Source organism: Aeromonas molluscorum (genome assembly GCF_051376105.1).
Classification (GTDB): domain Bacteria; phylum Pseudomonadota; class Gammaproteobacteria; order Enterobacterales; family Aeromonadaceae; genus Aeromonas; species Aeromonas molluscorum.
This window is the reverse complement of record NZ_JBPQCY010000002.1, coordinates 500166-522246: the sequence shown is the minus strand read 5'-3', so window position 1 is coordinate 522246 and position 22081 is coordinate 500166. Positions and strand designations below refer to the sequence as shown.

At 59.8% G+C, this 22081-nt stretch carries 24 protein-coding genes; 6 read left to right on the top strand and 18 right to left on the bottom strand.

Annotated elements, in window-relative coordinates; all coding sequences use genetic code 11:
- Window positions 1-9: 9 nt before the first annotated feature.
- From ACSMDR_RS13055 to ACSMDR_RS13045, 3 genes are all read right to left on the bottom strand, one after another.
- Complete coding sequence (locus ACSMDR_RS13055; RefSeq protein WP_436468533.1) at window positions 10-2823, bottom strand: M16 family metallopeptidase; 2814 nt, start codon at window positions 2821-2823, stop codon at window positions 10-12.
- 27 nt (window positions 2824-2850) lie between these two features.
- Window positions 2851-3276: a YqaA family protein gene (locus ACSMDR_RS13050; protein ID WP_005895359.1), complete on the bottom strand. Its 426-nt coding sequence runs from the start codon at window positions 3274-3276 to the stop codon at window positions 2851-2853.
- Between the two features lie 63 nt (window positions 3277-3339).
- Window positions 3340-4302, bottom strand: a complete 963-nt coding sequence (locus ACSMDR_RS13045) for an NADP-dependent oxidoreductase (protein WP_436468532.1) — start codon at window positions 4300-4302, stop codon at window positions 3340-3342.
- Window positions 4303-4358: 56 nt separating this feature from the next.
- On the opposite strand from ACSMDR_RS13045, the gene ACSMDR_RS13040 reads away from it, so the two are divergent.
- Window positions 4359-4526: a hypothetical protein gene (locus ACSMDR_RS13040; protein WP_169510549.1), complete on the top strand. Its 168-nt coding sequence runs from the start codon at window positions 4359-4361 to the stop codon at window positions 4524-4526.
- Between the two features lie 116 nt (window positions 4527-4642).
- Here ACSMDR_RS13040 and ACSMDR_RS13035 read toward each other — a convergent pair whose 3' ends face one another.
- Window positions 4643-5698: a Preprotein translocase subunit SecY gene (locus ACSMDR_RS13035; RefSeq protein WP_436468531.1), complete on the bottom strand. Its 1056-nt coding sequence runs from the start codon at window positions 5696-5698 to the stop codon at window positions 4643-4645.
- Window positions 5699-5923: 225 nt separating this feature from the next.
- On the opposite strand from ACSMDR_RS13035, the gene ACSMDR_RS13030 reads away from it, so the two are divergent.
- A complete protein-coding gene (locus ACSMDR_RS13030; RefSeq protein ID WP_005895369.1) occupies window positions 5924-6238 on the top strand; it encodes a hypothetical protein in 315 nt (104 codons plus the stop codon).
- A gap of 21 nt (window positions 6239-6259) precedes the next feature.
- On the opposite strand, the gene ACSMDR_RS13025 is transcribed toward ACSMDR_RS13030, so the two are convergent.
- From ACSMDR_RS13025 to rpsF, 4 genes are all read right to left on the bottom strand, one after another.
- A complete protein-coding gene (locus tag ACSMDR_RS13025; RefSeq protein ID WP_436468530.1) occupies window positions 6260-7003 on the bottom strand; it encodes a ferredoxin--NADP reductase in 744 nt (247 codons plus the stop codon).
- 102 nt (window positions 7004-7105) lie between these two features.
- Complete coding sequence (gene rplI / locus ACSMDR_RS13020) at window positions 7106-7552, bottom strand: 50S ribosomal protein L9 (protein ID WP_005895375.1); 447 nt, start codon at window positions 7550-7552, stop codon at window positions 7106-7108.
- Between the two features lie 49 nt (window positions 7553-7601).
- Window positions 7602-7832: a 30S ribosomal protein S18 gene (gene rpsR / locus ACSMDR_RS13015; protein WP_005313392.1), complete on the bottom strand. Its 231-nt coding sequence runs from the start codon at window positions 7830-7832 to the stop codon at window positions 7602-7604.
- A gap of 32 nt (window positions 7833-7864) precedes the next feature.
- The gene (gene rpsF, locus ACSMDR_RS13010) at window positions 7865-8251 is read right to left on the bottom strand and encodes a 30S ribosomal protein S6 (protein WP_005895384.1); all 387 of its coding nucleotides are present in this window, start codon (window positions 8249-8251) and stop codon (window positions 7865-7867) included.
- A 299-nt stretch (window positions 8252-8550) separates the two neighbouring features.
- Between rpsF and ACSMDR_RS13005 the strand changes: the two genes are divergently transcribed.
- Window positions 8551-9789 carry an Nramp family divalent metal transporter gene (locus ACSMDR_RS13005; protein WP_436468529.1) on the top strand — a complete coding sequence of 413 codons (1239 nt, stop codon included), beginning with the start codon at window positions 8551-8553 and terminating at the stop codon, window positions 9787-9789.
- Window positions 9790-9875: 86 nt separating this feature from the next.
- Entirely contained in the window at window positions 9876-10724 is an 849-nt protein-coding gene (locus ACSMDR_RS13000) for an alanyl-tRNA editing protein (RefSeq protein ID WP_436468528.1), read from the top strand.
- Window positions 10725-10774: 50 nt separating this feature from the next.
- Here the strand turns inward: ACSMDR_RS13000 and ACSMDR_RS12995 are convergent, their stop codons facing one another.
- The 6 genes from ACSMDR_RS12995 to rnr all read right to left on the bottom strand — a co-directional run bounded on the left by ACSMDR_RS12995 (window position 10775) and on the right by rnr (window position 17110).
- The gene (locus tag ACSMDR_RS12995; protein WP_436468527.1) at window positions 10775-11611 is read right to left on the bottom strand and encodes an EamA family transporter; all 837 of its coding nucleotides are present in this window, start codon (window positions 11609-11611) and stop codon (window positions 10775-10777) included.
- A gap of 133 nt (window positions 11612-11744) precedes the next feature.
- Window positions 11745-12605 (bottom strand): DMT family transporter, encoded by an 861-nt coding sequence (locus ACSMDR_RS12990; RefSeq protein ID WP_436468526.1) that lies wholly within the window; start codon window positions 12603-12605, stop codon window positions 11745-11747.
- A gap of 254 nt (window positions 12606-12859) precedes the next feature.
- Entirely contained in the window at window positions 12860-13309 is a 450-nt protein-coding gene (locus ACSMDR_RS12985) for a GNAT family N-acetyltransferase (protein WP_436468525.1), read from the bottom strand.
- A gap of 109 nt (window positions 13310-13418) precedes the next feature.
- Window positions 13419-13976: a Crp/Fnr family transcriptional regulator gene (locus ACSMDR_RS12980; RefSeq protein WP_436468524.1), complete on the bottom strand. Its 558-nt coding sequence runs from the start codon at window positions 13974-13976 to the stop codon at window positions 13419-13421.
- A 9-nt stretch (window positions 13977-13985) separates the two neighbouring features.
- Entirely contained in the window at window positions 13986-14735 is a 750-nt protein-coding gene (rlmB, locus tag ACSMDR_RS12975; protein WP_005895405.1) for a 23S rRNA (guanosine(2251)-2'-O)-methyltransferase RlmB, read from the bottom strand.
- A complete protein-coding gene (gene rnr, locus ACSMDR_RS12970; protein WP_005895407.1) occupies window positions 14732-17110 on the bottom strand; it encodes a ribonuclease R in 2379 nt (792 codons plus the stop codon). Before rnr ends, rlmB begins: the two co-directional genes overlap by 4 nt.
- Before the next feature lie 134 nt (window positions 17111-17244).
- On the opposite strand from rnr, the gene ACSMDR_RS12965 reads away from it, so the two are divergent.
- Window positions 17245-18267, top strand: coding sequence for a GGDEF domain-containing protein (locus ACSMDR_RS12965; RefSeq protein WP_436468523.1), 1023 nt, complete (start codon window positions 17245-17247; stop codon window positions 18265-18267).
- Window positions 18268-18343: 76 nt separating this feature from the next.
- On the opposite strand, the gene luxS is transcribed toward ACSMDR_RS12965, so the two are convergent.
- Genes luxS through ACSMDR_RS12945 form a run of 4 tightly spaced genes read right to left on the bottom strand, consistent with a single transcriptional unit; the run spans window position 18344 to window position 21438 of the window.
- On the bottom strand, window positions 18344-18853 hold the full coding sequence (gene luxS, locus ACSMDR_RS12960) for an S-ribosylhomocysteine lyase (protein ID WP_005895411.1): 510 nt from the start codon (window positions 18851-18853) through the stop codon (window positions 18344-18346).
- Window positions 18854-18871: 18 nt separating this feature from the next.
- Window positions 18872-19468, bottom strand: a complete 597-nt coding sequence (locus tag ACSMDR_RS12955) for a transglycosylase SLT domain-containing protein (protein WP_005895414.1) — start codon at window positions 19466-19468, stop codon at window positions 18872-18874.
- Window positions 19468-19806 (bottom strand): nitrogen regulatory protein P-II, encoded by a 339-nt coding sequence (gene glnB / locus ACSMDR_RS12950; protein WP_005895417.1) that lies wholly within the window; start codon window positions 19804-19806, stop codon window positions 19468-19470. Before glnB ends, ACSMDR_RS12955 begins: the two co-directional genes overlap by 1 nt.
- 9 nt (window positions 19807-19815) lie before the next feature.
- Window positions 19816-21438 carry an NAD+ synthase gene (locus tag ACSMDR_RS12945; RefSeq protein ID WP_436468522.1) on the bottom strand — a complete coding sequence of 541 codons (1623 nt, stop codon included), beginning with the start codon at window positions 21436-21438 and terminating at the stop codon, window positions 19816-19818.
- Here ACSMDR_RS12945 and ACSMDR_RS12940 point away from each other — a divergent pair.
- On the top strand, window positions 21437-22078 hold the full coding sequence (locus tag ACSMDR_RS12940) for a GspH/FimT family pseudopilin (RefSeq protein WP_436468521.1): 642 nt from the start codon (window positions 21437-21439) through the stop codon (window positions 22076-22078). The genes ACSMDR_RS12945 and ACSMDR_RS12940 overlap by 2 nt on opposite strands.
- Window positions 22079-22081 lie beyond the last annotated feature (3 nt).

The window sequence follows — 22081 nt, the reverse complement described above, 5'->3', positions numbered from 1 at the left end:
GCACTTGCCTCAGGGAAGTTGCAGCGGATAGATGGGAAGATGAAGCTCCGCCAGGGGTTTTTCAAGCTTTTGCTTGTCACCGACCACCACTATTACCATCTGGTCGGGATCGAGCCAGTGGGTCGCGCTGCGCTTTAGAGTCTCTTGTGAAACCGTTTTGATCAGCTGGCTCTGGGCCTGCACAAAGTCAGGTTTCAGATCATACATGATCATCTGCAGCAAGAAGCCGGCCTTCTGGTTCAGCGTCTCGTAGGAGAGGGCATCCTGCTGGGAGACGGCGCTGCGCATGTAGGCCAGCTCCACCGGCGTGGGGCCGCTCGCCCGATAACCGTCCAGCTCCTTGAGGAACTGGCGGATGGCATCCACGGTCGCGTCGGCCCGCACATTGGCGCCCGTGCTGAACACCCCCACCTCGCGATTGGCGGCGAAACCCGAGCTGGCACCATAGGTGTAGCCTTTGTCTTCCCGCAGGTTGAGGTTGATGCGGCTGTTGAAGTTGCCCCCGAGGTTGAAGTTCATCAGGCCGGCGGTGAAGTAGTCCCCCGTGGTATCAAACGCCATGGCACGGCGGCCGATGCGGATAACCGACTGAGGCGCCCCCGGTTTGTCCACCAGATAGATACCCGGTTTGGCCTGCGCTCCTGCGGGCTTGAGGCTGCCAAGTTCGGGGGCTGTGCCCTTCCACTCGGTCAGGAAGCCGAGCTGATCCTCCACCTGCTTCTGGGTCACGTCACCCACCACCACCACCTTGGCATTGCTCGGGTTGTAGTAGTTCTGATAGAAGCGCTTCACATCGCTCAGAGTCAGCTTGGCGACATCGGCGGGCACACCGTCAGCGGGTTCCCCCAGACGGCTCTCCTTGCCGTAAATCAGCTCACGGAACGCCTGTCCCGCCAGCCATTCCGGCTGCTGCTCGCTCTGCTTCATGCCTTGCAGCAGCTGGGCCTTGGTACGCTCGAAATCGGCTTCGCGCAGGCCGGGGCGCTGCCACAGCTCCTTCACCAATGTCAGGGTCTGGGGCAGCTTGTCGGTCAGGCTGCTGATGGTGATCAGGTTGTTGTACTGGGCACTGGAGAACTCAATGCTGGCCCCCAGCTTTTGCAACTCATCGCTCAGCTGAGCCTCGGAGAGGCGCACCGAGCCTTGCTCCATCATGGCCGCGGTCAGATTGGCCAGCCCCAGCTCCCCCTTGCTCTCGGCACGGATGCCGCCGGGCAGGGCGATCATGATGGAGACGGCCGGGATCTCGTCGCTCTGGCTGCCGATGATCTCGATGTCTTTGTCGAGCTTGCCATGCCAGATGGCCGGCACCTTGGCGCTGACCGCATCGCTCACCTTGGGCTGCACGCTGCGATCGAAGCGGTCGGTCACCGGGCGCAGCGGCAGGGCGGCATCATGCTTGCTGTAATCGGGCAGCTCGCGCTTGGCCGGGGTGAAGTTGGGTTTGGCTACCTGCCAATCCGTCTTGCCTTTGGGCACCACACTCATCACCACCGCATGCTTGCCTGCAATGAACTTGTCATAGGCGGCCCTGACCTGCTCCGGGGTTACCTTGCCGATGGCATCCAGGCTCTTGAACACATAGCCAGGATCCCCGGCCAGCACCTGCCCCATGGCCAACTGGCTCACCTTGCCCTCGACGCTGTCGAGCCCCCAGATGGTGGAGGCGCGATACTTGCTGATCGCTTTTTCCAGATCGTCGGGCGTGAGGCCCCGCTGGGCGAAGTCGCCGATCACCTTGTCCACCTCGCCCTTGAGGGTCTTGAGGCTGCCATCCACCGCCGGGTTGGGATAGGCGTAGACAGTCAGGGTGCAAGCCAGCTCCTCGCAGTAGTGGGAGGCACCCACTTCCAGTGCCTTGCCGCTCTTGACCAGGGACTGATAGAGCATGGAGCTGGCTGAACCGCCGAGTACATCGGCAAACAGGTCCAGCGCAGGCTCCTGGGGATCCCCCAGCGCGACGGTCGGATAGCTGATGTAGAGCAGCGGCAGATGGACCTTGTCTTCCAGGGTGATGTAGCGTGTTTCGGGCAAACTCACCGGCTCAGGGGTCGGTTCGGCGACATCGGGGCCGCGGGGTATGGTTCCAAAATACTGCTCAATCCAGGCCAGAGCCTGCTTGGTGTCAAAATCACCGCCCAGGGTCAGGGTCGCATTGTTCGGTCCGTACCAGCGCAGGAAGAACTGCTTGAGATCATCCACGCCGACGCGGTCCAGATCCTCCACATAGCCGATCGGCTGCCAGGAGTAGGGATGGGTGCGCGGATAGAGCGCCTCGCCCATCCGCTCGCTCACCAGGCCATAGGGCTGGTTGTCGACCCGCTGGCCACGCTCGTTCTTGACGGTGGCGCGCTGGATCTCGAACTTCTTCTGGCTGACCGCATCGAGCAGGAAGCCCATGCGATCCGCCTCCAGCCAGAGCACTTTCTCCAGCTGGTTGGCAGGCACCGTCTCGTAGTAATTGGTTCTGTCCTTGTTGGTGGTGCCATTCATGTCACCACCGGCCTCGTTGATGATGCGCATGTGCTCCTGATCACCCACATGCTTGGATCCCTGGAACATCATGTGCTCGAAGAAGTGCGCGAAGCCGGACTTGCCCACCGTCTCGCGGGAGGAACCGACGTGATAGGTCACATCCAGGTGAACCAGGGGATCCGAGTGATCCGGCGCCAGGATCACAGTCAGGCCATTATCCAGCTTGTACATCTGGTAGGGGATGGCGAGCTGTCCCGTCGTCTTGGTCTGCTGGGAGACCAGGGTTGGCGCAGCCAGGAGTGGCAGGCTGACGCCGAGCAGTATGCCGAGTGGGATGAGTTTGTTCACTGTTACCTCTTAGATGAAAGGCACCGGCTAGAAGAATTGAATCGCCAGCAACAGGACCAGGCCATAACGGATTAACTTACCGAGGCCGATGAGAATAAGCGAGCGCCAAAATGAGAGCCGCAGCCAGCCGGCCAACAGACAGAGTCCGTCGCCGAGAATGGGGGTCCAGGCGAGCAGCAGACACCAATGACCATGTTGTTTGAGCCACCCGAGTGCCTTTTGTTCCCCACGCCCCTTAAAATCTTCCGGTTTCTTCTTGAAGGTGGCGAGCCAGCCAAGCCACCAGCTGGTCATGGACCCCAAGGTATTGCCGAGGGTGGCCCAGAGCAGCAGGCTGACCGGACTCCACTCCCCCCGGCTCGCCATGGCCCCCAGCAGCAACTCTGAGCCACCGGGCAGGAGCGTCGCCGAGCCAAAGGCGCTCAGAAATAGCCAGCCGAGGCTCATCTCCATGAAAGCAACGCCACCCGGCCCATCAGCTGGACATGCTGGAGTGGATCAATCTGCGGCCAGGGATCACTCATCCATACCCGCCGCCGGCATGCGCAGCAGCAGCTTGCCACGGGTATGACCCGCTTCGATGGCGGCGTGGGCCAGGGCCCCGTCGGCCAGCTCGAACTCGCGATTGATGCAGATTTGCGCCTCATCGATGCGCAGCAGGGTCAGCATCTGGGCCAACTGCTTGGGATTGGGTTGCACCAGCATGCCACGCACCTCGATGCCGAGTTCGCTTCCCGCCTGCTTGATGGCCTCGGCCGTGATGGTCGGCACTGTGATCAGGCGGCCACCGCTGGCCACGCAGCCCAGCGCCGCTTTGCCACTCTCGCCACCGACCAGATCCAATACCAGTTCAACCTGGCCGACCTGATCGACCCAATCGGGATCGTGATAGTCGACCAGTCGCTCGGCCCCGATACCATGCAAGAAGCCATGATTAGCCGGGCTTGCCACCGCAGTGACCTTGGCGCCATAGGCTCGGGCCCACTGCACCGCCAGGTGGCCCACGCCACCCGCCCCAGCCAGGATCAGCACTCTCTGCCCCTGCTTGAGCTCACCATGGTCGAACAGGCCTTGCCAGGCGGTCAACCCGGCCAGGGGCAGGGCCGCGCCCTGCTTGAGGCTCACCTCTTCCAGCGGTACCAGCAACTCGGCCGGGGTCAGGGCAGACTCGGCGTAGGCACCACCTTGCAGCGGAAAACCGATCATGCCGCACACCTTGTCGCCGACCTTGAGACTCTCTACACCTGGGCCAAGCGCCTCCACCACACCGGCCATGTCATAACCAGGCGTCCAGGGCAGCTTGTCTCTGTTTTCTGCTGCAGCCCACCCTAAACCGGCCCGGGTCTTGGCATCGATGGGATTGACCGCGGCGTAACAGATACGCACCCGTACCTCACCCTCGGCGGGCATGCCATCCAGAGAGGGGTTTAGCTTGAGTACCGAGGGGGGGCCGAATGCGGTAATCTGTAGTTGCGTCATTGCAGATTCCATCCTTATGGTTGACGGTGAAGCAACAGGATAACAGTGAGGACACCATGGCTCGAATGTTTCTTATCCCGCTGCTGCTGGCTTTGGCCTGGTGGCTGTTTCTGCTCTACTTTCGCATTCCCATCAAGCAAGGTGCCAAGGGGTTTTACTGGATCATCGGCCTGGGTGGCGGGCTCGCCGCCTTCCTCAGCCTGATGATGATCCTCACTCACTAGCAGGAGCCCCATGTGCAACGGGCTTACCCCCCTCTCACCGGAGCATCGATGCCAGTTGGCACTGCCATTGACGCTACCGGCTTGCCCGTCCAAGAGCCTCTGAACGAGCCCCTCCGTCAGGGCCCTGCCTGGTATTGACCCGGCTCGGATTGCCCGGCCGCTTGCAGCGCGTAGTGGCGATTGCTGCCCTGGGTCAGTACCCCTTCGTTCATCAGTTGCACAAAAATCTTGTCCACCTCCTCAAGGGGCAGGGAGAGAGCCTGAGCGACCGCTCGCTTGCCACACTTGAGCCGCCCGCTTTGCAGCCCCTGACGGACCGTTTCCAGCGGCGTGAGCCGAGGTTCGAGCTCAGACGGCACCTCGTCATTGCGAACAGTGCCCTCTTCCCCTTCCATTGACGATTGGGAGATGGCCGTCACGCGGTGACGTTGCGACTGCCAATAGCGGCGAAAGCGGGTCTCATCACCAATCAGGGAGACGAAAAAGGCCCCGAACACATCAAGCAGCACTGAGAGGAAGCAGACCAGCAGGAACTGCACCTGGCCTATGCTCATCCCCATCCCCTCCGCCAGACTGCTCATCAGCCCCAGCATGGAAGATTGCTCATTGACCGGTTTGGCATCCCGCTCCTGGCGCAGCGCATCCTGCTTCAACCTGAGCTGGGTATTAGCCTGCTGCAAGCCGCTCACGCCACTGGAGATACGGGCCATTTCGATATACTTGCGTGCCGCCTCCTCATTGAGGCGGATCTGCCGCTCTATGCTGTCGATCTGCTCATCGAAACGCGCGATCTCCCGCTCATGTTTGGCCTGGATGCCAAGCACTGTGTTGGTGGCGCTGTTGATGCCCCCTATGCTGCCGCCGATGGAAATGGCCGCCAGCACGGCATAAAACAGCAGCGACCAGAAAGCGCCACCTAACTCCCGCCGCGCCCGGCGTTCGCCATATTCGTACCAGATGTAGAATTTGCCGAGTTCGAAGATGATGGCCAGACCGCCGAACAACCACTTCATCAAGGGGTTATCGTCGATGGAGAGAAACAGCAGCAGAGAGAAGACGATGGAGGCCAAGATGGCCAGTCCGGTAAAAAGATAGACAGTGGTGAGCGCGAACCAGCCCTTGGGATAACGTAACTGGGATGAGGGAGTGGGCAATGAGATGGCTGTCTGCATGATGATACGCTGGCGGTTGAAATATCAGGTCGCCGATTATAGAGCCGCTCAGCCGGGATTGAAGGTTATCAACCTGAAATAACAAGATATTACAGATGCTTGGACAGGTCATGACCAGTTTGGTCAGATTTTCGACCTGGAGCCACTTCCAGCAGGCCCATTAGGCTTGGATCCAGCTCGCTGGCACTATACTGGCACCCGTCATCACCACATCGAGGATTCATTATGCGACATAGTGCACTTCTGCTCATCCTGCTGGCCCTGAGCACCACCACCCAGGCCGCCCCACCCTCCCATAAAGATGGTGGGGCCAGCTTGTCGACCGATCGCATCAATGTCGATTTCGACACCAAAGAGTACGACTGGTGGCAACACAACTGCCTGGATATCCGTATCGGAGACAGCCGCCTCAAGACTGACTGCGGCAGCATGGATGGCAAATACCGAGATCACTACAATCGCAGCATCCACGGTGACAACAATCCGGGCCAGGGCCACAACAAATCCAAAGGCAACAATGGCAAGGGTAAGAACCACTGAGCCCCCTCGCTGCCTGCTTGGTTACCAGTAGTTTTCAGAACTGATCTGCCCCGGGGTACGGCGCAGGTTTTTGGCCAGGCCCTGCTCGATGAGGGAGAGCTGGGTCGCCTTCACCATGTCGGGATTGCCGCAGAGCAATACCTGGCTGTGCTCGGGGCTAAAGCTCAGCCCCACCCTCTCTTGCAGGGCGCCGCTGTCGATGGCGGCCGGGATCCTGCCCGCCATGGCATCCGGCCAGAGCTCGCGGCTGACGAAGGGCACATAGTGCAGCCGCTCCCCGAGCCGGGCTTTCAACTCGCCAATCAGCGGTTGATAACTGAGCTCCTCTCCCTTCCTCACACCATGTACCAGCACCAGATTGTCAAAACGCTGCTCGGCCTGCCCCGCAGCCAGGATGGAGAGGAAGGGGCCAATGGCGGTCCCTGTGGAGAGCAACCAGAGATCCCGGCCAGCCGGGATCTCATCCAGGGTGAGAAAACCGCTCGCCAGGGATTGCACCAGCAATGTATCGCCCACGGTCAGGGAGCCCAGGGAAGGCGTCAGCTCACCATCCGGGATCTCGACCAGATAGAACTCGTGATAGGGGGAGGATGGCGGGTTAACGAAGGAGTAGGCACGCTGGATCCGCTTTTCACCCCGTTCCAGCGCAAGCTTGGTGAATTGTCCCGCCTGATAGGGGAGCAGCTGCGCGTCTACCCTCAGGGAAAACAGGGTATCCGTCCACTGGATACGCTCGATGACACGCCCTTCTACCCAAGCCGCCATGGAAACCTCTCTCGTTGCAACAGTCCCTTACTCTAACTCGGAGGCCAAAAATAAAAAACCCGCGCCAAGGCGCGGGTTTTTTTCTGCAAAAGCGAATCGCTATTACAGAGCAACAACCTGGATCTGTACGGTTGCTTTGACGTCAGCGTGCAGCTGAACAACAACTTCGTACTCGCCGGTGTTACGCAGAACGTTGCCCATACGGACTTCGCTCTTGGCAACAGCAACGCCGGCAGCAGTGATGGCATCAGCCACGTCACGGGTACCGATGGAACCGAACAGCTTGCCTTCGTCGCCAGCTTTGGAGGCGATAACAACAGCAGCCAGTTCACCCAGCTTGGCAGCGCGCTCTTCAGCGGCAGCTTTACCGGCAGCCAGTTTGGCTTCCAGTTCAGCACGGCGAGCATCGAAGGTCTCGATGTTGGCCTTGGTAGCCATAACGGCTTTGCCTTGCGGGATCAGATAGTTACGGGCGTAGCCAGCTTTAACGTTGACTTGATCACCCAGACCGCCCAGTTTGGCGATTTTGTCGAGCAGGATAACTTGCATTACCTTTCCTCTATGAGAGTTGAGTTAGGCTTAAGTGCCGGACCGATTCTTACTTGTTGTGCAGATCGGTGTACGGCAGCAGAGCCAGGTAACGAGCACGCTTGATGGCGCGTGCCAGCTGACGCTGATACTTGGCGCGAGTACCGGTGATACGGCTCGGTACGATCTTGCCAGATTCAGTGACGTAGTTTTTCAGAGTAACGATATCTTTGTAGTCGATCTCGGTAACGTTCTCGGCAGTGAAGCGGCAGAACTTACGACGACGGAAATAACGTGCCATGGCCTTTATCCTCTATGTCAGTGATCTAAGAATTACTCTTCGGAAGAAGCTTCAGTCGCTTCTTCGCGGCGCTCGTCGTCACGACGTGGGAAGCGCTCTTCTTTGGCCTTGGCCATTGGAGAAACTTCAGTCACGGCGTGCTTGGTGCGCATGATCATGTTGCGGATAACGGCATCGTTGAAGCGGAAGTTGGTTTCCAGTTCATCGATAACGGCTTGCTCTGCTTCTACGTTCAGCAGAACGTAGTGGGCTTTGTGCAGCTTGTCGATCGGGTAAGCCAGTTGACGGCGGCCCCAATCTTCCAGGCGGTGAATAGTGCCGCCGGCAGTGGTGATGGCGCCAGTGTAACGCTCGATCATGCCGGGGACTTGCTCGCTCTGGTCCGGATGAACCATGAAGACGATTTCGTAATGACGCATTTTAGCTCCTTACGGATTAATTCAGCCTCCGCCCAGGTGCAGCCAGACCTCAGAGGCAAGGAACGTATGGTGTTTAGACGCTGCTTTCATAGGGCGGCGTATTGTACGAAATCGACACACCGACTGCAACTGGCGGTTGTGATTTTGACAACCGATTCTCTCTGTTCCCGTCTCCCGCTGCCCAAACCACAGGGATGACCCACGCTAGCCAAGCAGATAGCAGCTCTCTCCTATCAATCCCATCCAAAAACCCAATTGATAACAATTATCAATTGCAGCTATGCTAAGGCTATATCCTTATGGAGGGTGCCGTTATGCAACCCGCAGCCAGTGCCATCATGACCTCGCGCAAACTCAAGCTCAGTCTGTTGGGCCCCGCCTTTATCGCCGCCATCGGCTATATAGATCCGGGCAACTTCGCCACCAATATCCAGGCGGGCTCAACCTTTGGTTATCAACTGCTGTGGGTGGTGGTCTGGGCCAACCTGATGGCCATGCTGGTACAAACCCTCTCCGCCAAGCTCGGCATAGTCACCGGCAAGAACCTGGCGCAGCACATCCGCGACAGGCTGCCCAGGCCAGCGGTATGGGCTTATTGGGTGCAGGCCGAGATCATCGCCATGGCGACCGATCTGGCCGAGTTCATCGGGGCGGCAGTTGGCTTCAAGCTGCTGCTCGGCGTGACCCTGATGGAAGGGGCCGGTATGACGGCGGTGATCACCTGGGGCATTCTCATGTTGCAGAGTCGCGGCCAGAAACCCCTGGAATTCGTGATCGGCGGCCTGTTGCTGTTCGTTGCTGCCGCCTATCTGGTCGAACTGATGATCTCCCGCCCCCATCTGCCCAGCCTGCTGGAAGGCGCCCTCTTCCCCGGTCTGCCCAACAGCGAGGCTGTCTACCTGGCAGCCGGCATTCTGGGGGCGACCGTCATGCCCCATGTGATCTATCTGCACTCTGCACTGACCCAGCACGGCGAGGGGCAAGGCTCGATCGAGCAACGCCTGCACAGCACCCGGGTCGATGTGGCCATTGCCATGACGATCGCCGGTTTCGTTAACCTGGCCATGGTGGCCATGGCGGCGGCCGCTTTCCATGCCACGGGTAACCAGCACGTGGCCGAACTGGAGTCCGCCTACCAGACGCTGACCCCCTTGCTGGGTCAAGGAGCGGCAACCCTGTTTGGTCTCTCGCTGGTTGCCTCCGGCATCTCCTCTACTGTGGTGGGGACCCTGGCGGGCCAAGTCGTGATGCAAGGCTTCGTGCGTTTTACTATTCCGCTCTGGCTGCGTCGCCTCATCACCATGACCCCGGCCTTTATCGTGATTGCCATGGGCCTCAACACCACTGAAGTCCTGGTGCTGAGCCAGGTGATCCTGAGTTTTGGCATAGCACTGGCACTGATCCCGCTGTTGATGCTGACCGGGGAGCGGGCCCTGATGGGGGAATATCGCAATCATCCTGTCACCCAGGCGCTGGGGCGGCTCATCGTCACAGTGGTGATCGGCCTCAATGCCTACCTGCTGGTCTCCCTGCTCTGATCTCCCGCAGGCTCACTAACCCAAGTTAATGAGCCTGCGCTCCCTTTGCGTTATCCTGCCCTTCAGTCCCATTGCAGGAGTTCCCCATGCAACATACCCGCGCCAGCTTCATGCTGGATCATCACCACGAGCTTGCTCAGGTGGTCTATTGCCAAGTCGGTGAACCGACCCTGCTGGTGACCGACCTCACCCCCTTTCATCCGCAAAGCCACCTCTGGCCCGATCAACCCGGGGACGTGGGCACTGTGTATTGGGAGGGAGTCGAAGCAGCCGCAGGCCCCTGCCGCATGGGTGCCATCAGTCCTGCGGGCGAACTGTTCGTAGACACCGACATTCCGGTCAAGCGGGGCGCCGAAGGCTGGGCCTTCGTGGTGGTGCATCCTCTGGTGGGCATGCACTCTCTGGCAGTGGGCTCACGGGTTGAGCTGAAGGTGGATGCCGCTGCCCGCCACTCCTTAAGCCTGGGCCACAGCGGCTGCCATCTGGCGGCGCTGGCCCTCAACCGGGTGCTGGTCCCCTACTGGCGCAAAGAGGTAAACGAGCGCGATGCGCTGGATCAGCCCGACTTTGACCGCCTCGCCATCCAGACCTCGCGGGTCGAGCCCAATGGCTCGCGCGAGCAGTACCGGATCGGCAAGAGCCTGCGCAAGAAGGGGGTCAACAGCGAGGTGCTGCTGGCGGAGCTGGCGCAGATAGAAGAGAGGATCAACCGGCAGTTGGCCGACTGGCTGTCGGCTGGCGGCGAGATCCGCCGCAGCCGGGCCGGCGAGGCCATCATAGATTCGCGCTACTGGCACTGCATGCTTGAAGGTAAAGAGGTCACCATCCCCTGCGGTGGCACCCATGTGACCAAGCTGGCCGAACTGGGCCAGGTGCGGGTGCAGCTCGCCCCCTGCGAAGAGGGCTTTACCCTGATCACCCGGGTCACCCCTTAAGCCAAAGCAAAGGTCAGGCCGGTAGCATACCGGCCTGACCTCGTCACCAATCAGCCGAGGCGGATCAACAGGATACCGCAGAGGATCACCAAGGCGGCGCACAGTCGCACCCGCCCCAGTTTCTCCCCCAGCCAGCACCAGGAGAGCAGCACGGCAAACAGCACGCTGCTCTCGCGCAGGGCCGCCACCAGCCCGATAGGCGCCTGGGTCATAGCCCAGATGACGATGCCGTAGGCAAGCAGGGAGAGGGCGCCGCCGAGCGCGCCGGTGCGCCATGCCGCGAGATCGAGCGCGCGCCAGGCGGTGCGACTCTGCCAGCGCATCAGCAGCGGCATCATCAAGGCCGTCAGGGCAAACAGCCAGAGGGTGTAGCGCACTGGCTCTCCGGCCGAGCGGGCACCAGCCCCGTCGGAGAGGCTATAGGTGGCGGTAAACAGTGCCGTGATCAGCACGGCACGCAAGGCCCCGGATGCCAGTCTGACACCACCGCGCCATGCCATCAGCAGCACCCCGCTTACCAGCACCAGAGCCCCCATCACCGCCACCCCACCGGGCACCTCCCCCAGCAGCAGGGCGCCGAGCAAGAGGGTCACCAGAGGCGCACAGCCACGGGCCAGGGGATAGATTTGGCCGAACTCCCCCAGCCGGTAGGCACGACCGAGAAACAGGCAGTAGCCGCAATGCAGCAGGATGGAGAGCGCCAGCCAGGGATATTCGGCAGGCACAGGCAACCCCACCAGCGGCAAGAAGGGGGCGGCAAACAGCCCTGAGCAGAGGGAGACCAGCAAGACGCTGACGCGCCCCTCGGCCTGGCGCTTGGCCAGCGCATTCCAGAGGGCGTGCAGCAGCGCGGCCAGCAAGATGGCCGCAAAGAGGGTGGATGTCACGACGGGGTTCCTGTCACTATGAGCGAGGCAGGCTAGCCTATTTTTGGTGCCACAACCGGGATCGGCTTCATAAGCTGTTCATATGACAAACCGGCCAGCAGCCGGTTTGTCATTGGGAGGAAAACAGAATGCGCTAGCGCAGGCGACGCTGCCAATGGATGGCCAGCAGGATAAAGCCCACCCCGACCCAGAGATTCCAGGCCGGGATTTCGCCAAACAGCCAGACCCCCAGCAGCACCACGAACATCAGCCCGGAATACTCGGTCGTCGCGATGCGGTTGGCCTCTACCTGCCGGTAGGCATAGATGCAACTGGCATGGTAGAGCAGCTGCATCACGCCGCTGCCCCCGATCAGCGCCAGCAGCAGCCAATCCACCGGCTGCCACTGATTCACCGCCAGCCCCGCCGTCAGCGGTAGCGCCAGCAGGTTGGCCCAGAACAGGGTCGCCACCACAGAGATGCCCGCTGGCAGCTTGCGACCGGTGACATTGAACAAGGCCAGGGTAAAAGCCGTGACCAGCGCCCCCAGCCCGGCCAGATGGAAATCCCCCGGTTTGAGTACGAATACCACCCCAAGCAGACCCATGCCCCCCAGCAGCCAGACCCGGGAGTGGATCCTCTCCTTGAGCAGCCAGGCCGCCAGCGGCAGGGTCAACAGCGGAGACACATAGAAGATGGCGTTGGCCGTGGCCAACGGCAGCTGGGTCAGGGCCAGCATCATGCCTCCCCCGCCGATCAGACAGAGGTGGCCGCGCAGCAGGTGCCACTTCCAGGCACCCAGCCCCCAGGCCGCTCTTGGCACCCGCAGCATGAAGGGCAGCAGTACCAGCAGGGTCAGCAGCTGGCGCAGGAACATGTATTGGAAAGGGCTGAAACCGGGGCCAATCAGCTTGACCAGCACATCGGAGAAGGCCTGGGCCAAGTTGCCCAGCACCAGGGTGATAATGGCAAAGGTTTGCAGATCGAGGGCGAAGCGCTTGCGGATCAGCTCCATCGCACCGCCCCATTCAGAAAAGCGGCAGTCATGAATCGGTGAAGCGGCAAAGCTTTCGGATCTTGTTCAGCATTTATCGCAAAATTTGCCACTTCAGGATGCCTCTGCCGAATATTGTCGATTAATCATTCAAAGAATACGGACTAAGTCCGAGAGAGGCATCCGTTTTCTTTACTACCTCAAGACATAATAATTTCATTGTTATGCCTAAAAGGCATTAGGCGCCCGACGGCACCACATGGACACCCCTTCACTCAGGGTCGCACCATACCGATGTGCAGTATGTCATCTTCGAGATAAGTTTCCCCTTCGGGTCGATAGCCGTGACGGCCATAAAAACCCTGCAACCTCGCCTGGGCACCCAGGTAAATGGGCGCCTGGGGCCAGAGCCGCTCACACTCGGCGCTTGCCGTCTCCATCAACTGATGGCCCAGACCGCCACCACGGGCCTCTGGCGCCGTCACCACCCTACCTATCACTGCAAAGTCAGGCTTTACCACATTCGGGGCCAACAGGCGGGCATAGGCGACCAGCTCACCGTTCTGCCATCCCAGCAGGTGCAGTACGTCGCTGTGCTTGTCCAGCCCATCCAGATCGAGGAAGGGGCAGGTCTGCTCCACCACAAACACCCGGGAACGCAGTACCAGCAGATCGTAGAGTTCATGTAACGAGAGGGCGTCGAAGCCCTTGAGGGTCCAATCCATAGCTGACTCCTTGGGAAGAAGCCGCCAGCATAGCGTCCCGCCAGTAGCCCCGCATTAACCTTGGTTAACGGATGGCAGGGATTTTCATGCAGGGAAAGTGCGAGACGCCTTAGCGAGATCGCAGTCTTTTCCGGATCCGGCTCAGGCTGATGGGGGTAATACCGAGATAGGCCGCCACCTGATGATCCGGCAGACGGGCATCCAAGGCGGGGAAATGGGTCAGGAAGTGCTGATAACGCGCCTCCGGGGTACCGGTCAGCAACAGCAGCTCCTTCTCCTCCTTGATGCGCAGCTGGACGGCGATCAGATGCTGGTACCAGATGGGCCAAAGCCTGTGCTGGCGCAGGCTGGTGAGGGGAAACACCAACAGGCGACAGGGCTCCAATGCCTCAACGCTGTACCGAGCCGGCTGGCCACTGAGCTGATGATGAAAATCGAGAAACTCATCCCCCTCCCAGTAGAACTCCTTGATGTATTCGCGGCCATCGTCGAGAGCAACCCGGGCTCGCAGCAGGCCTTGCTCTACCCAAACCAGCAGGTCCGGGCTATCCCCTGCCAGCCACAGACACTCTCGCGGCGCCAGACGCTGCAAACGCGCAAAAGAGAGGAGGCCCTTGGCCTCCTGCTCATCTATATGGGGATCCCAGCTAAACAGGGGTCGTTCCATGGCGTTCACTCAGGCACGGCGCTGGCGCACCACTTCGAACAGGCAGACACCGGTGGCCACCGAGACGTTGAGGCTGGAAACGGCTCCGGCCATAGGGATGCTCACCAGCTCGTCGCAATGCTCACGAGTCAGACGACGCATCCCCTTCCCCTCGGCGCCCATCACCAGCGCCATCGGGCCGGTCAACTTGGCCTGATAGAGATCATGATCCGCCTCGCCGGCGGTGCCGACCAGCCAGACGCCGCGCTGCTGCAATTCACGCAGGCTGCGGGCCAGGTTGGTGACCTGGATGAGCGGCACCACGTCGGCGGCGCCACAGGCGACCTTGCGCACCACCGAGGTCAGGCCGGTGGCCTTGTCCCGTGGCACTATTACCGCATGCACACCAGCCGCATCGGCGCTGCGCAGGCAGGCACCGAGGTTGTGGGGATCCGTCACCCCGTCGAGCACCAGCAGGAAGGGTTGCGTCTTCTGCTGCTCAAGCTGGTCCAGCAGGCTGGCCAGGTCATGCTCGGCCAGCTTGGGCGCCTCGATCACCTTGGCCATGATGCCCTGGTGATTGTTGCCCTCGGCTTTATCATCGAGGGTCTTGCGATTGACGCTCTGCACCTTGAGGCCCAGTGATTCCAGCTCATCCAACAGGGGCTGCAGCCTGTCGTCGTCACGGCCCTTGAGTGCCCACACTTCAATGAAACGCTCTGGCTCACGCTCGAGAAGGGCGGCCACGGCATGAATGCCATAAATCAGTTCACTGCTCATTTCGTGCTCTTGGCCTTGTCACGCGCCTTTTTACTCGGACGGCGGTTGTTGGGTTTGGCGGCCGTGGTCTTCAGGGGTTTGCCCTCCTGACGACGCTCGTGGCGACGGTTGCTTTTGGCCTTCTCGCTCTTGATCTCGGCCTGTTTGCGCGCCATCTCCTTGGCATTCTTGCCGGTCGCCTTGAGCGGCTCCTCCACCATGGTGAAGTCGATCTTGCGATCGTCCAGATTGACGGCCATTACCTTGACCCGAACCCGGTCGCCCAGACGATAGCGACGACGGAAGTTCTCGCCAATCAGCTGCTGATGCATGGGGTCGAACTGGTAGTAGTCATTGTCGAGGGAGCTGATGTGCACCAGACCGTCAATGTGGATCTCCGCCAGACGGACGAAGAAGCCAAAGCCGGTGACGCTGGCGATAACACCGTCGAACTCGTCACCCACGTGATCCAGCATGTACTCGCACTTGAGCCAGTCGGCCACATCGCGGGTGGCATCATCGGCACGGCGCTCGGTCATGGAGCAGTGCTCGCCCATGGGATCCACTTCTGCCAACTGATAGTGGTAACCGCCACTCGGGGTCCACTTGTTACGCTGGGCCGCCTGCTCCTTCGCCGCCTGGAACTTGATGGCGCGGTGCAGGATCAAGTCAGGATAACGACGGATTGGCGAGGTGAAGTGGGCATAGGACTTCAAGGCCAGGCCGAAGTGACCTATGTTGTCGGCCTGATAGACCGCCTGGCGCATGGAGCGCAGCAACATGGTGGAGAGCAGCTCGGCATCCGGACGCCCCTCGAACTGGGCAGCCAGTTCGGCGAAGTCTTTTGGCTCTGGTTCCAGGCCGCCCTTGAGCTCCAGGCCCAGTTCGGCAAGGAAGCCACGGAAATTGGTCAGACGCTCTTCACCTGGACGATCATGTACCCGGAACAGGGCGGCAGCTTCATTCTTCTCGATATAGCGAGCCGCAGCCACGTTCGCCATGATCATGCACTCTTCGATGATCTTGTGAGCATCGTTGCGCACCAGCGGCACTATGCGATCTATCTTGCGCTGGGCGTTGAAGATGAAGCGGGTCTCTTCGCTCTCGAACTCCACGGCACCGCGCTGATGGCGGGCATGCTTGAGTGCCTTGTAGAGGTTGTTGAGCTCCTCGATATGGCCCACCAAGGGGTCATACTGATGACGCAGCTTGGCATCGCCATCCAGCATGGCCGCAACCTTGTTGTAGGTCAGGCGCGCATGGGAGTTCATCACGGCTTCATAGAACTTGTAGCCGGACATACGGCCGCCGGAGGAGATGGTCATCTCGCACACCATGCAGAGCCTGTCCACCTGCGGGTTCAGGGAGCAGAGACCGTTGGAGAGCACCTCAGGCAACATGGGCACCACGTACTCGGGGAAGTAAACGGAGTTGCCACGCTGATAGGCCTCGCCATCCAGCGCTGTTCCCGGGCGTACATAGGAGGATACGTCGGCAATGGCAACCCAGAGGCGCCAGCCGCCACTCTTCTTGGCTTGGCAGAAGACGGCGTCATCGAAGTCGCGGGCATCTTCCCCATCTATGGTCACCAACGGCAGGGCGCGCAGATCGATGCGACCCACTTTGGCCTCTTCCGGTACCTGCTCACCCAGACCTGCAATCTCCTTGGTCACTTCTTCAGGCCAAGTATGAGGGATGCCATGAGTGCGCAGGGCGATGTCGATTTCCATGCCGGGGGCCATGTTCTCACCCAGCACTTCCAGCACGGTGCCGACCGCATTGATGCGGGCAGTGGCGCGCTGGGTGACTCGCACCACGACGACCTGGCTCTGGCGAGCCCCCTTGTTTTCCCCTTCAGGGATAACAATGTCCTGACCGATACGACTGTCGTCCGGCACCACGAAGCCCATGCCGTTCTCGACGAAGTAACGCCCGACGATGTCGGCCTCGCGAGCCTTTAGCAGTCGCACGACGCGCGCCTCCTGGCGGCCCTTGCGATCGATCTCGGTCGGTTGCACCAGCACGTAATCGCCGTGCATCAGCTTTTGCATCTCGCGGTTGTTCAGGAACAGATCCGATCCACCACCTTCAGGGCGCAGAAAACCGAATCCATCTTTATGGCCGAGCACATAGCCTTTCACCAGATTCAGACGATCCGGCAAGGCATAACATTGGTTGCGGGTGAAGACCAGTTGTCCGTCACGCTCCATGGCGCGCAGACGACGGCGAAGGGCTTCCAACGGCTCTTCTTCAGTCAGCTTGAGGACTGTGGCCAGCTCTTCGCGGGACATGGGTTTTTCATGACCGCGAATAAGCTCCAGCAGCATTTCGCGGCTGGCGATGGGATTCTCGTATTTCTCGGCCTCTCGTTGGAGGAAAGGATCTTTTTGAGACATAAGCAGGCCTTAGAATAAGTAATGACTCGGCTAGTATATCGGAGGGGGGAGCTAATGGCATCCACCTGCTGCCTTTTACAACATCTCTCTGTCATACTGGACGCAATTTGCACGCCTGATAAGACATGGAACCCATGAGCAAGGATTCATTCGCCCAGTCCGCCGCCTACCTGAAGCAGGCGGTTCCTCTGATGATCAAGTATCAGATCCCCACCACCCCGGCTAACTATACCCTCTGGTACAGCTATGTGTCGGCTAGCATGCCCGAACTGAATCACGCAATCGATCAGGCCATCAAATTGCAGGGTACCTGCTCGCTGACGACCTGCGAGCGTCTGTTCCACCAGCATCTGGCGGCCCAGGACGAGCAACAGATCGAGACCATGAAGCTAAGCCTGGCGGCCATGGCCAGCGAACTTGGTCATACCATGCAAGACGCCTTGTCGGACACAGGCGCCTTTCAGACCATGCTGGATCGCAGCTTCGAACGACTGAGCCAGATCGATGATGAGGGGCTCAGCCTCGAGGATACCATGGGTATATTACGGGACCTGGTGCGCGAGTCTCGGGATGTCCGTATGTCGACCATGCACTTTCGCAGCCAGCTAAGCAATGCCGAGAAGGAGATCAAGGAGCTGAGGGAGATGCTCAACGAGACCCGAAAGCTCGCCAACGAGGATGCGCTGACTGGCCTGCTCAATCGCCGTGCCTTCGGTCTGGAGCTCGATAGCCTGATCCGCAGTCGCCACCCCTTCTCCTTGATCCTGGCCGACATAGACCGTTTCAAAAGCTTCAACGACGAATACGGCCACCTGCTTGGCGATCAAGTGTTGCGCGCCTTCAGCCAGCGCATGCGCGAATGCTGCCGGGATGGCGTCACCGCTTATCGCCTCGGTGGGGAGGAGTTCGCCCTGCTGCTACCCGGCCGCAATCTTTCCCTCAGCCGCCAGATGGCGGAGAGCCTGCGCCGCGCCATAGAGAAGATGTCGATTCTGGATCGCAAGTCTGGCAAGCGCATCGATCACATCACCTCCTCGTTCGGGGTGAGCGAGTTCAACGGCCAGGAGACGGGTGACACCCTGGTGGAGCGTACCGACAAGCTGCTCTATAAAGCAAAAGAACTGGGTCGCAATCGGGTGATGCCGCTGGCTCTCTGAGTGCATCGCCTGTTTGCCCGCGACAAAAAAGAGGGGCCGCTATTCGCGGCCCCTCTCGTATTCGTGCTCCCGATATTTACAGGGACTTGAGCTGCTCTTCCGGCAAGGCAAGCGCATCGTTGTGGTTCACACCGACGCCACGGGCCAACACGTTGCGAGCAATATCCTGCGCCTCATCCAGAGAGTGCATGGCATAGGTGCCGCACTGATAGAGGTTCAGCTCGGGGATCTGTGACTGATCCTGCACCTTGACCACATCAGCCATGGCTGCCAGCCAGGCCTTGCCAACCCGCGCCTCATCCGGCGCGCCAATGAGGCTCATATAGAAGCCGGTGCGGCAACCCATGGGGGAGATGTCGATGATCTCGACGCCGTCTCCGTTGAGGTGATCACGCATGAAGCCGGCAAAGAGATGTTCGAGCGTATGGATGCCACGCTCGGAGAGGATCTCCTGATTGGGCAGGCAGAAACGCAGATCGAATACGGTAATGGTGTCTTTGCTCGGGGTCTGCATTGTCTTGGCCACCCGCACAGCAGGGGCTTCCATACGGGTATGGTCGACGGTAAAACTGTCCAATAACGGCATGTCTGAACTCCTGATTAGTTACGAAAACCAGCCCCCGCTGGAGAGCTGATCCTTGCATTGTCTATACTGGGCACCGTAGCGCTGGGCACGGGCCTCTACCTTGCGGGAGACCTTCATCAGCCACCCCTTGCTGCGGTAGCTGCCACGGCGATAGCCACCCCAACCTTCGTGATAATTCAGATACTGGCCGTAGGCATCCCACTTGGAGGTGCCATTGAGCTTCTGAGCCTTGTTAGTGTACCAGCCCATAAAATCGATGGCGTCGGCAAAGTCATCGCGATCGCTCCAGCTGTTGCCGGTTTCCCGCTGATAATCATCCCAGGTGTCATCTTTCACCTGAGCATAGCCATAGGCTGAACTGGCCCGCCCCGTGGGGATAAAGAGGAAGTAGCCCATAGGTGGCTGGGCATCATGTACGAAGGAGGACTCCTGATACATCATGGCCATCACCACCTGCACCGGCGTGCCCCAGCGCTTCGACATGTCGAGGGCAGCCTCATGCCAATCGGGCTTCTCACGAAAGATCTGGCACAGATTTTCCGGCTGGGCCGGCGGCGAACTACTGCAGGCGGCGAGCCCCAACGACAGGCTCCCAAGCACGAGGCGCTTCCACATCAGATAGCGTCTTCGTTCTCTTCGCCGGTACGGATGCGGATCACTCGTTCAACCTCACACACGAAGATCTTGCCATCACCTATCTTGCCGGTGCGGGCCGTGTTCTGGATAGCCTCGATGCAGGCGTCCAGCTCCTCGTCTTGCACTATCAGCTCAACCTTGACCTTGGGCAGGAAATCCACCATGTATTCGGCACCGCGATAGAGCTCGGTATGACCTTTCTGGCGTCCGAAGCCTTTGACCTCGGAGACCGTCATGCCGTTGATGCCAATCTCGGCCAGGGCTTCCCGTACATCGTCCAGCTTGAATGGCTTGATGATGGCTTCAATCTTCTTCATGGTGACTCCTTACCAGTTCTGTTTGCCAAACCCCGATGTGATGGGGTAACGGCGATCCTTACCAAAATTACGGGGCGAGATACGTGGCCCCACCGCGGCCTGACGGCGCTTGTATTCGTTGATGTCCACCAACCGGATCACCTTGCGCACTACCGCCTCTTCAAAGCCCTCTGCCACCATGTCGGCGACCGAGGCATCTTGTTCCACATAGCGTTGCAAGATGGCGTCGAGGATCTCATAAGGGGGCAAGCTGTCTTGATCCACTTGATCAGGGGCCAGCTCAGCAGAAGGCGGCCTGTCAATGACCCGCTGCGGGATCACATATTCGACGCTGTTGCGATATTCGCAGAGTTGGAACACCAGCGTCTTGGGTACATCCTTGAGCACATCGAAACCGCCAGCCATGTCACCATACAGGGTGGCATAGCCCACGGCCATCTCGCTCTTGTTGCCCGTGGTCAATACGATGCGACGTCGCTTGTTGGAGAGCGCCATCAAGAGCACCCCACGGCAGCGAGCCTGCAGGTTCTCTTCCGTCGTATCCCGGGCAGTCCCTTCAAACAGGGGGGCGAGCTGAGTCATGAAACCTTCGAACATGGGCTCGATGGAGATGATGTTGAACTCCACACCCATGCGCTCGGCCTGTTCCTTGGCATCTTCCACGCTCATCTGGGCCGTGTAGCGGAACGGCATCATCACCGCCTGCACCTTGTCGTTGCCGATTGCATCGCCAGCGATGGCCAGGGTCAGGGCCGAATCGATACCGCCGGACAGGCCCAGCACCGCGCCCTGGAAGCCATTCTTGGTGACGTAATCACGCACCGCCAGCACTAGGGCCTGATAGACCTCTGCCAGGGGCGCCAGGGGCGCCGCAGGTTCGCGCTCCTTGCGGGGCTGACCATCGTCAAAATGAACCAGCGCCAGTTCCTCGGTAAAGGGGGCCAGCCTGTGGGTCAGCTCTCCCTGGCCATTAAAGACCTTGGAGCAGCCGTCAAATACCAGCTCATCCTGGCCGCATACCTGATTGAGATAGACCAGCGGCAGGCCAGTCTGGCCGCAGCGCTCCGTCATCAGCTCACGGCGGATCCAGGGCTTGTCCTTGTCATAGGGAGAGGCGTTGATGGTGAGCAGCAGTTCAGCCCCTGCCGCCTTGGCCGCCATGGACGGACCAGGTTGCCACAAGTCCTCGCAGATGAGCAGGCCCAATTGATGACCACGCAGCGTCACGACGCAGGTCTCATTGCCGGCGCTGAAGTAACGCTTCTCGTCAAACACGCCGTAATTGGGCAAGTCTTGCTTGAAGTAACGGGCCAGCAGCTCGCCGTTATCGTACAGGGAGGCGGTGTTGTAGAGCTCACCATCCTGGCGCCAGGGGTGGCCCAACAAGATGGCACAGGAGCCCTGCCATGATGCGATCCTGACCAAGGCGGCCTCGACCCGCATCATGAGATCGGCGCGCAACAAGAGATCTTCCGGCGGATAACCGGTCAGCGCCAGCTCGGAGCAGACCAGCAGATCGGCCCCCTCGCGCGAGGCTGCGTTGGCGGCAGCCAGAATTTTGTCACAGTTATCTTCGATGGCGCCTACCGTCAGGTTTAACTGGGCGAGCATCAGTGAGAGAGCTTTTGCCATGGCGATGATTCTTTCAACCGAAATGATGGGGAATGATAAAGAAAAGGCGCTGGCTGTGCCAGCGCAACCCTTGTACTTTGCCTGGCGCTCTGGCACGGAGCAGATAAGCTGTAGTCAATCAGCGGAGATTTCATCCATGGAAAGGCAGATGAAAGGATTTACCTTGCTTGAATTGATGATAGCCGTCAGTTTGGGCGTTATTTTGCTCGGTATCGGGGCACCGGCCCTGTCCAGCCTAGTGAATGAGAACACCCTAAGGTTTGAATCACGTACTTTATTGAAGTATCTGCGCTTTGCTCGTAGTCAAGCCATAGATAATCAGTTTTCAGTCACCGCCTGCTTGGCCGATACAAGCGATCGTTGCGTACTCACCAACCCGACCCAGATGCTGGTCTTCATCGACGATAATGCGAGCAATGCCTTCAATGGAGGAGAGCTGTTACTCGCCAGGAGTCCCCCTTTCCCGGCCACCATGACCGCATCCAATAACAGGCGAACCACTCTTTTCAGCCCAGATGGCACCAGCTTGGGTACAAACGCCACCCTCAATCTCTGCGTTCCAGGCATGGCTCAAATTAATCTGGTCATTGCCCCATCAGGACGCTCCACCCAGGCGACCCAGAACAACATCTGCCCTTAGACG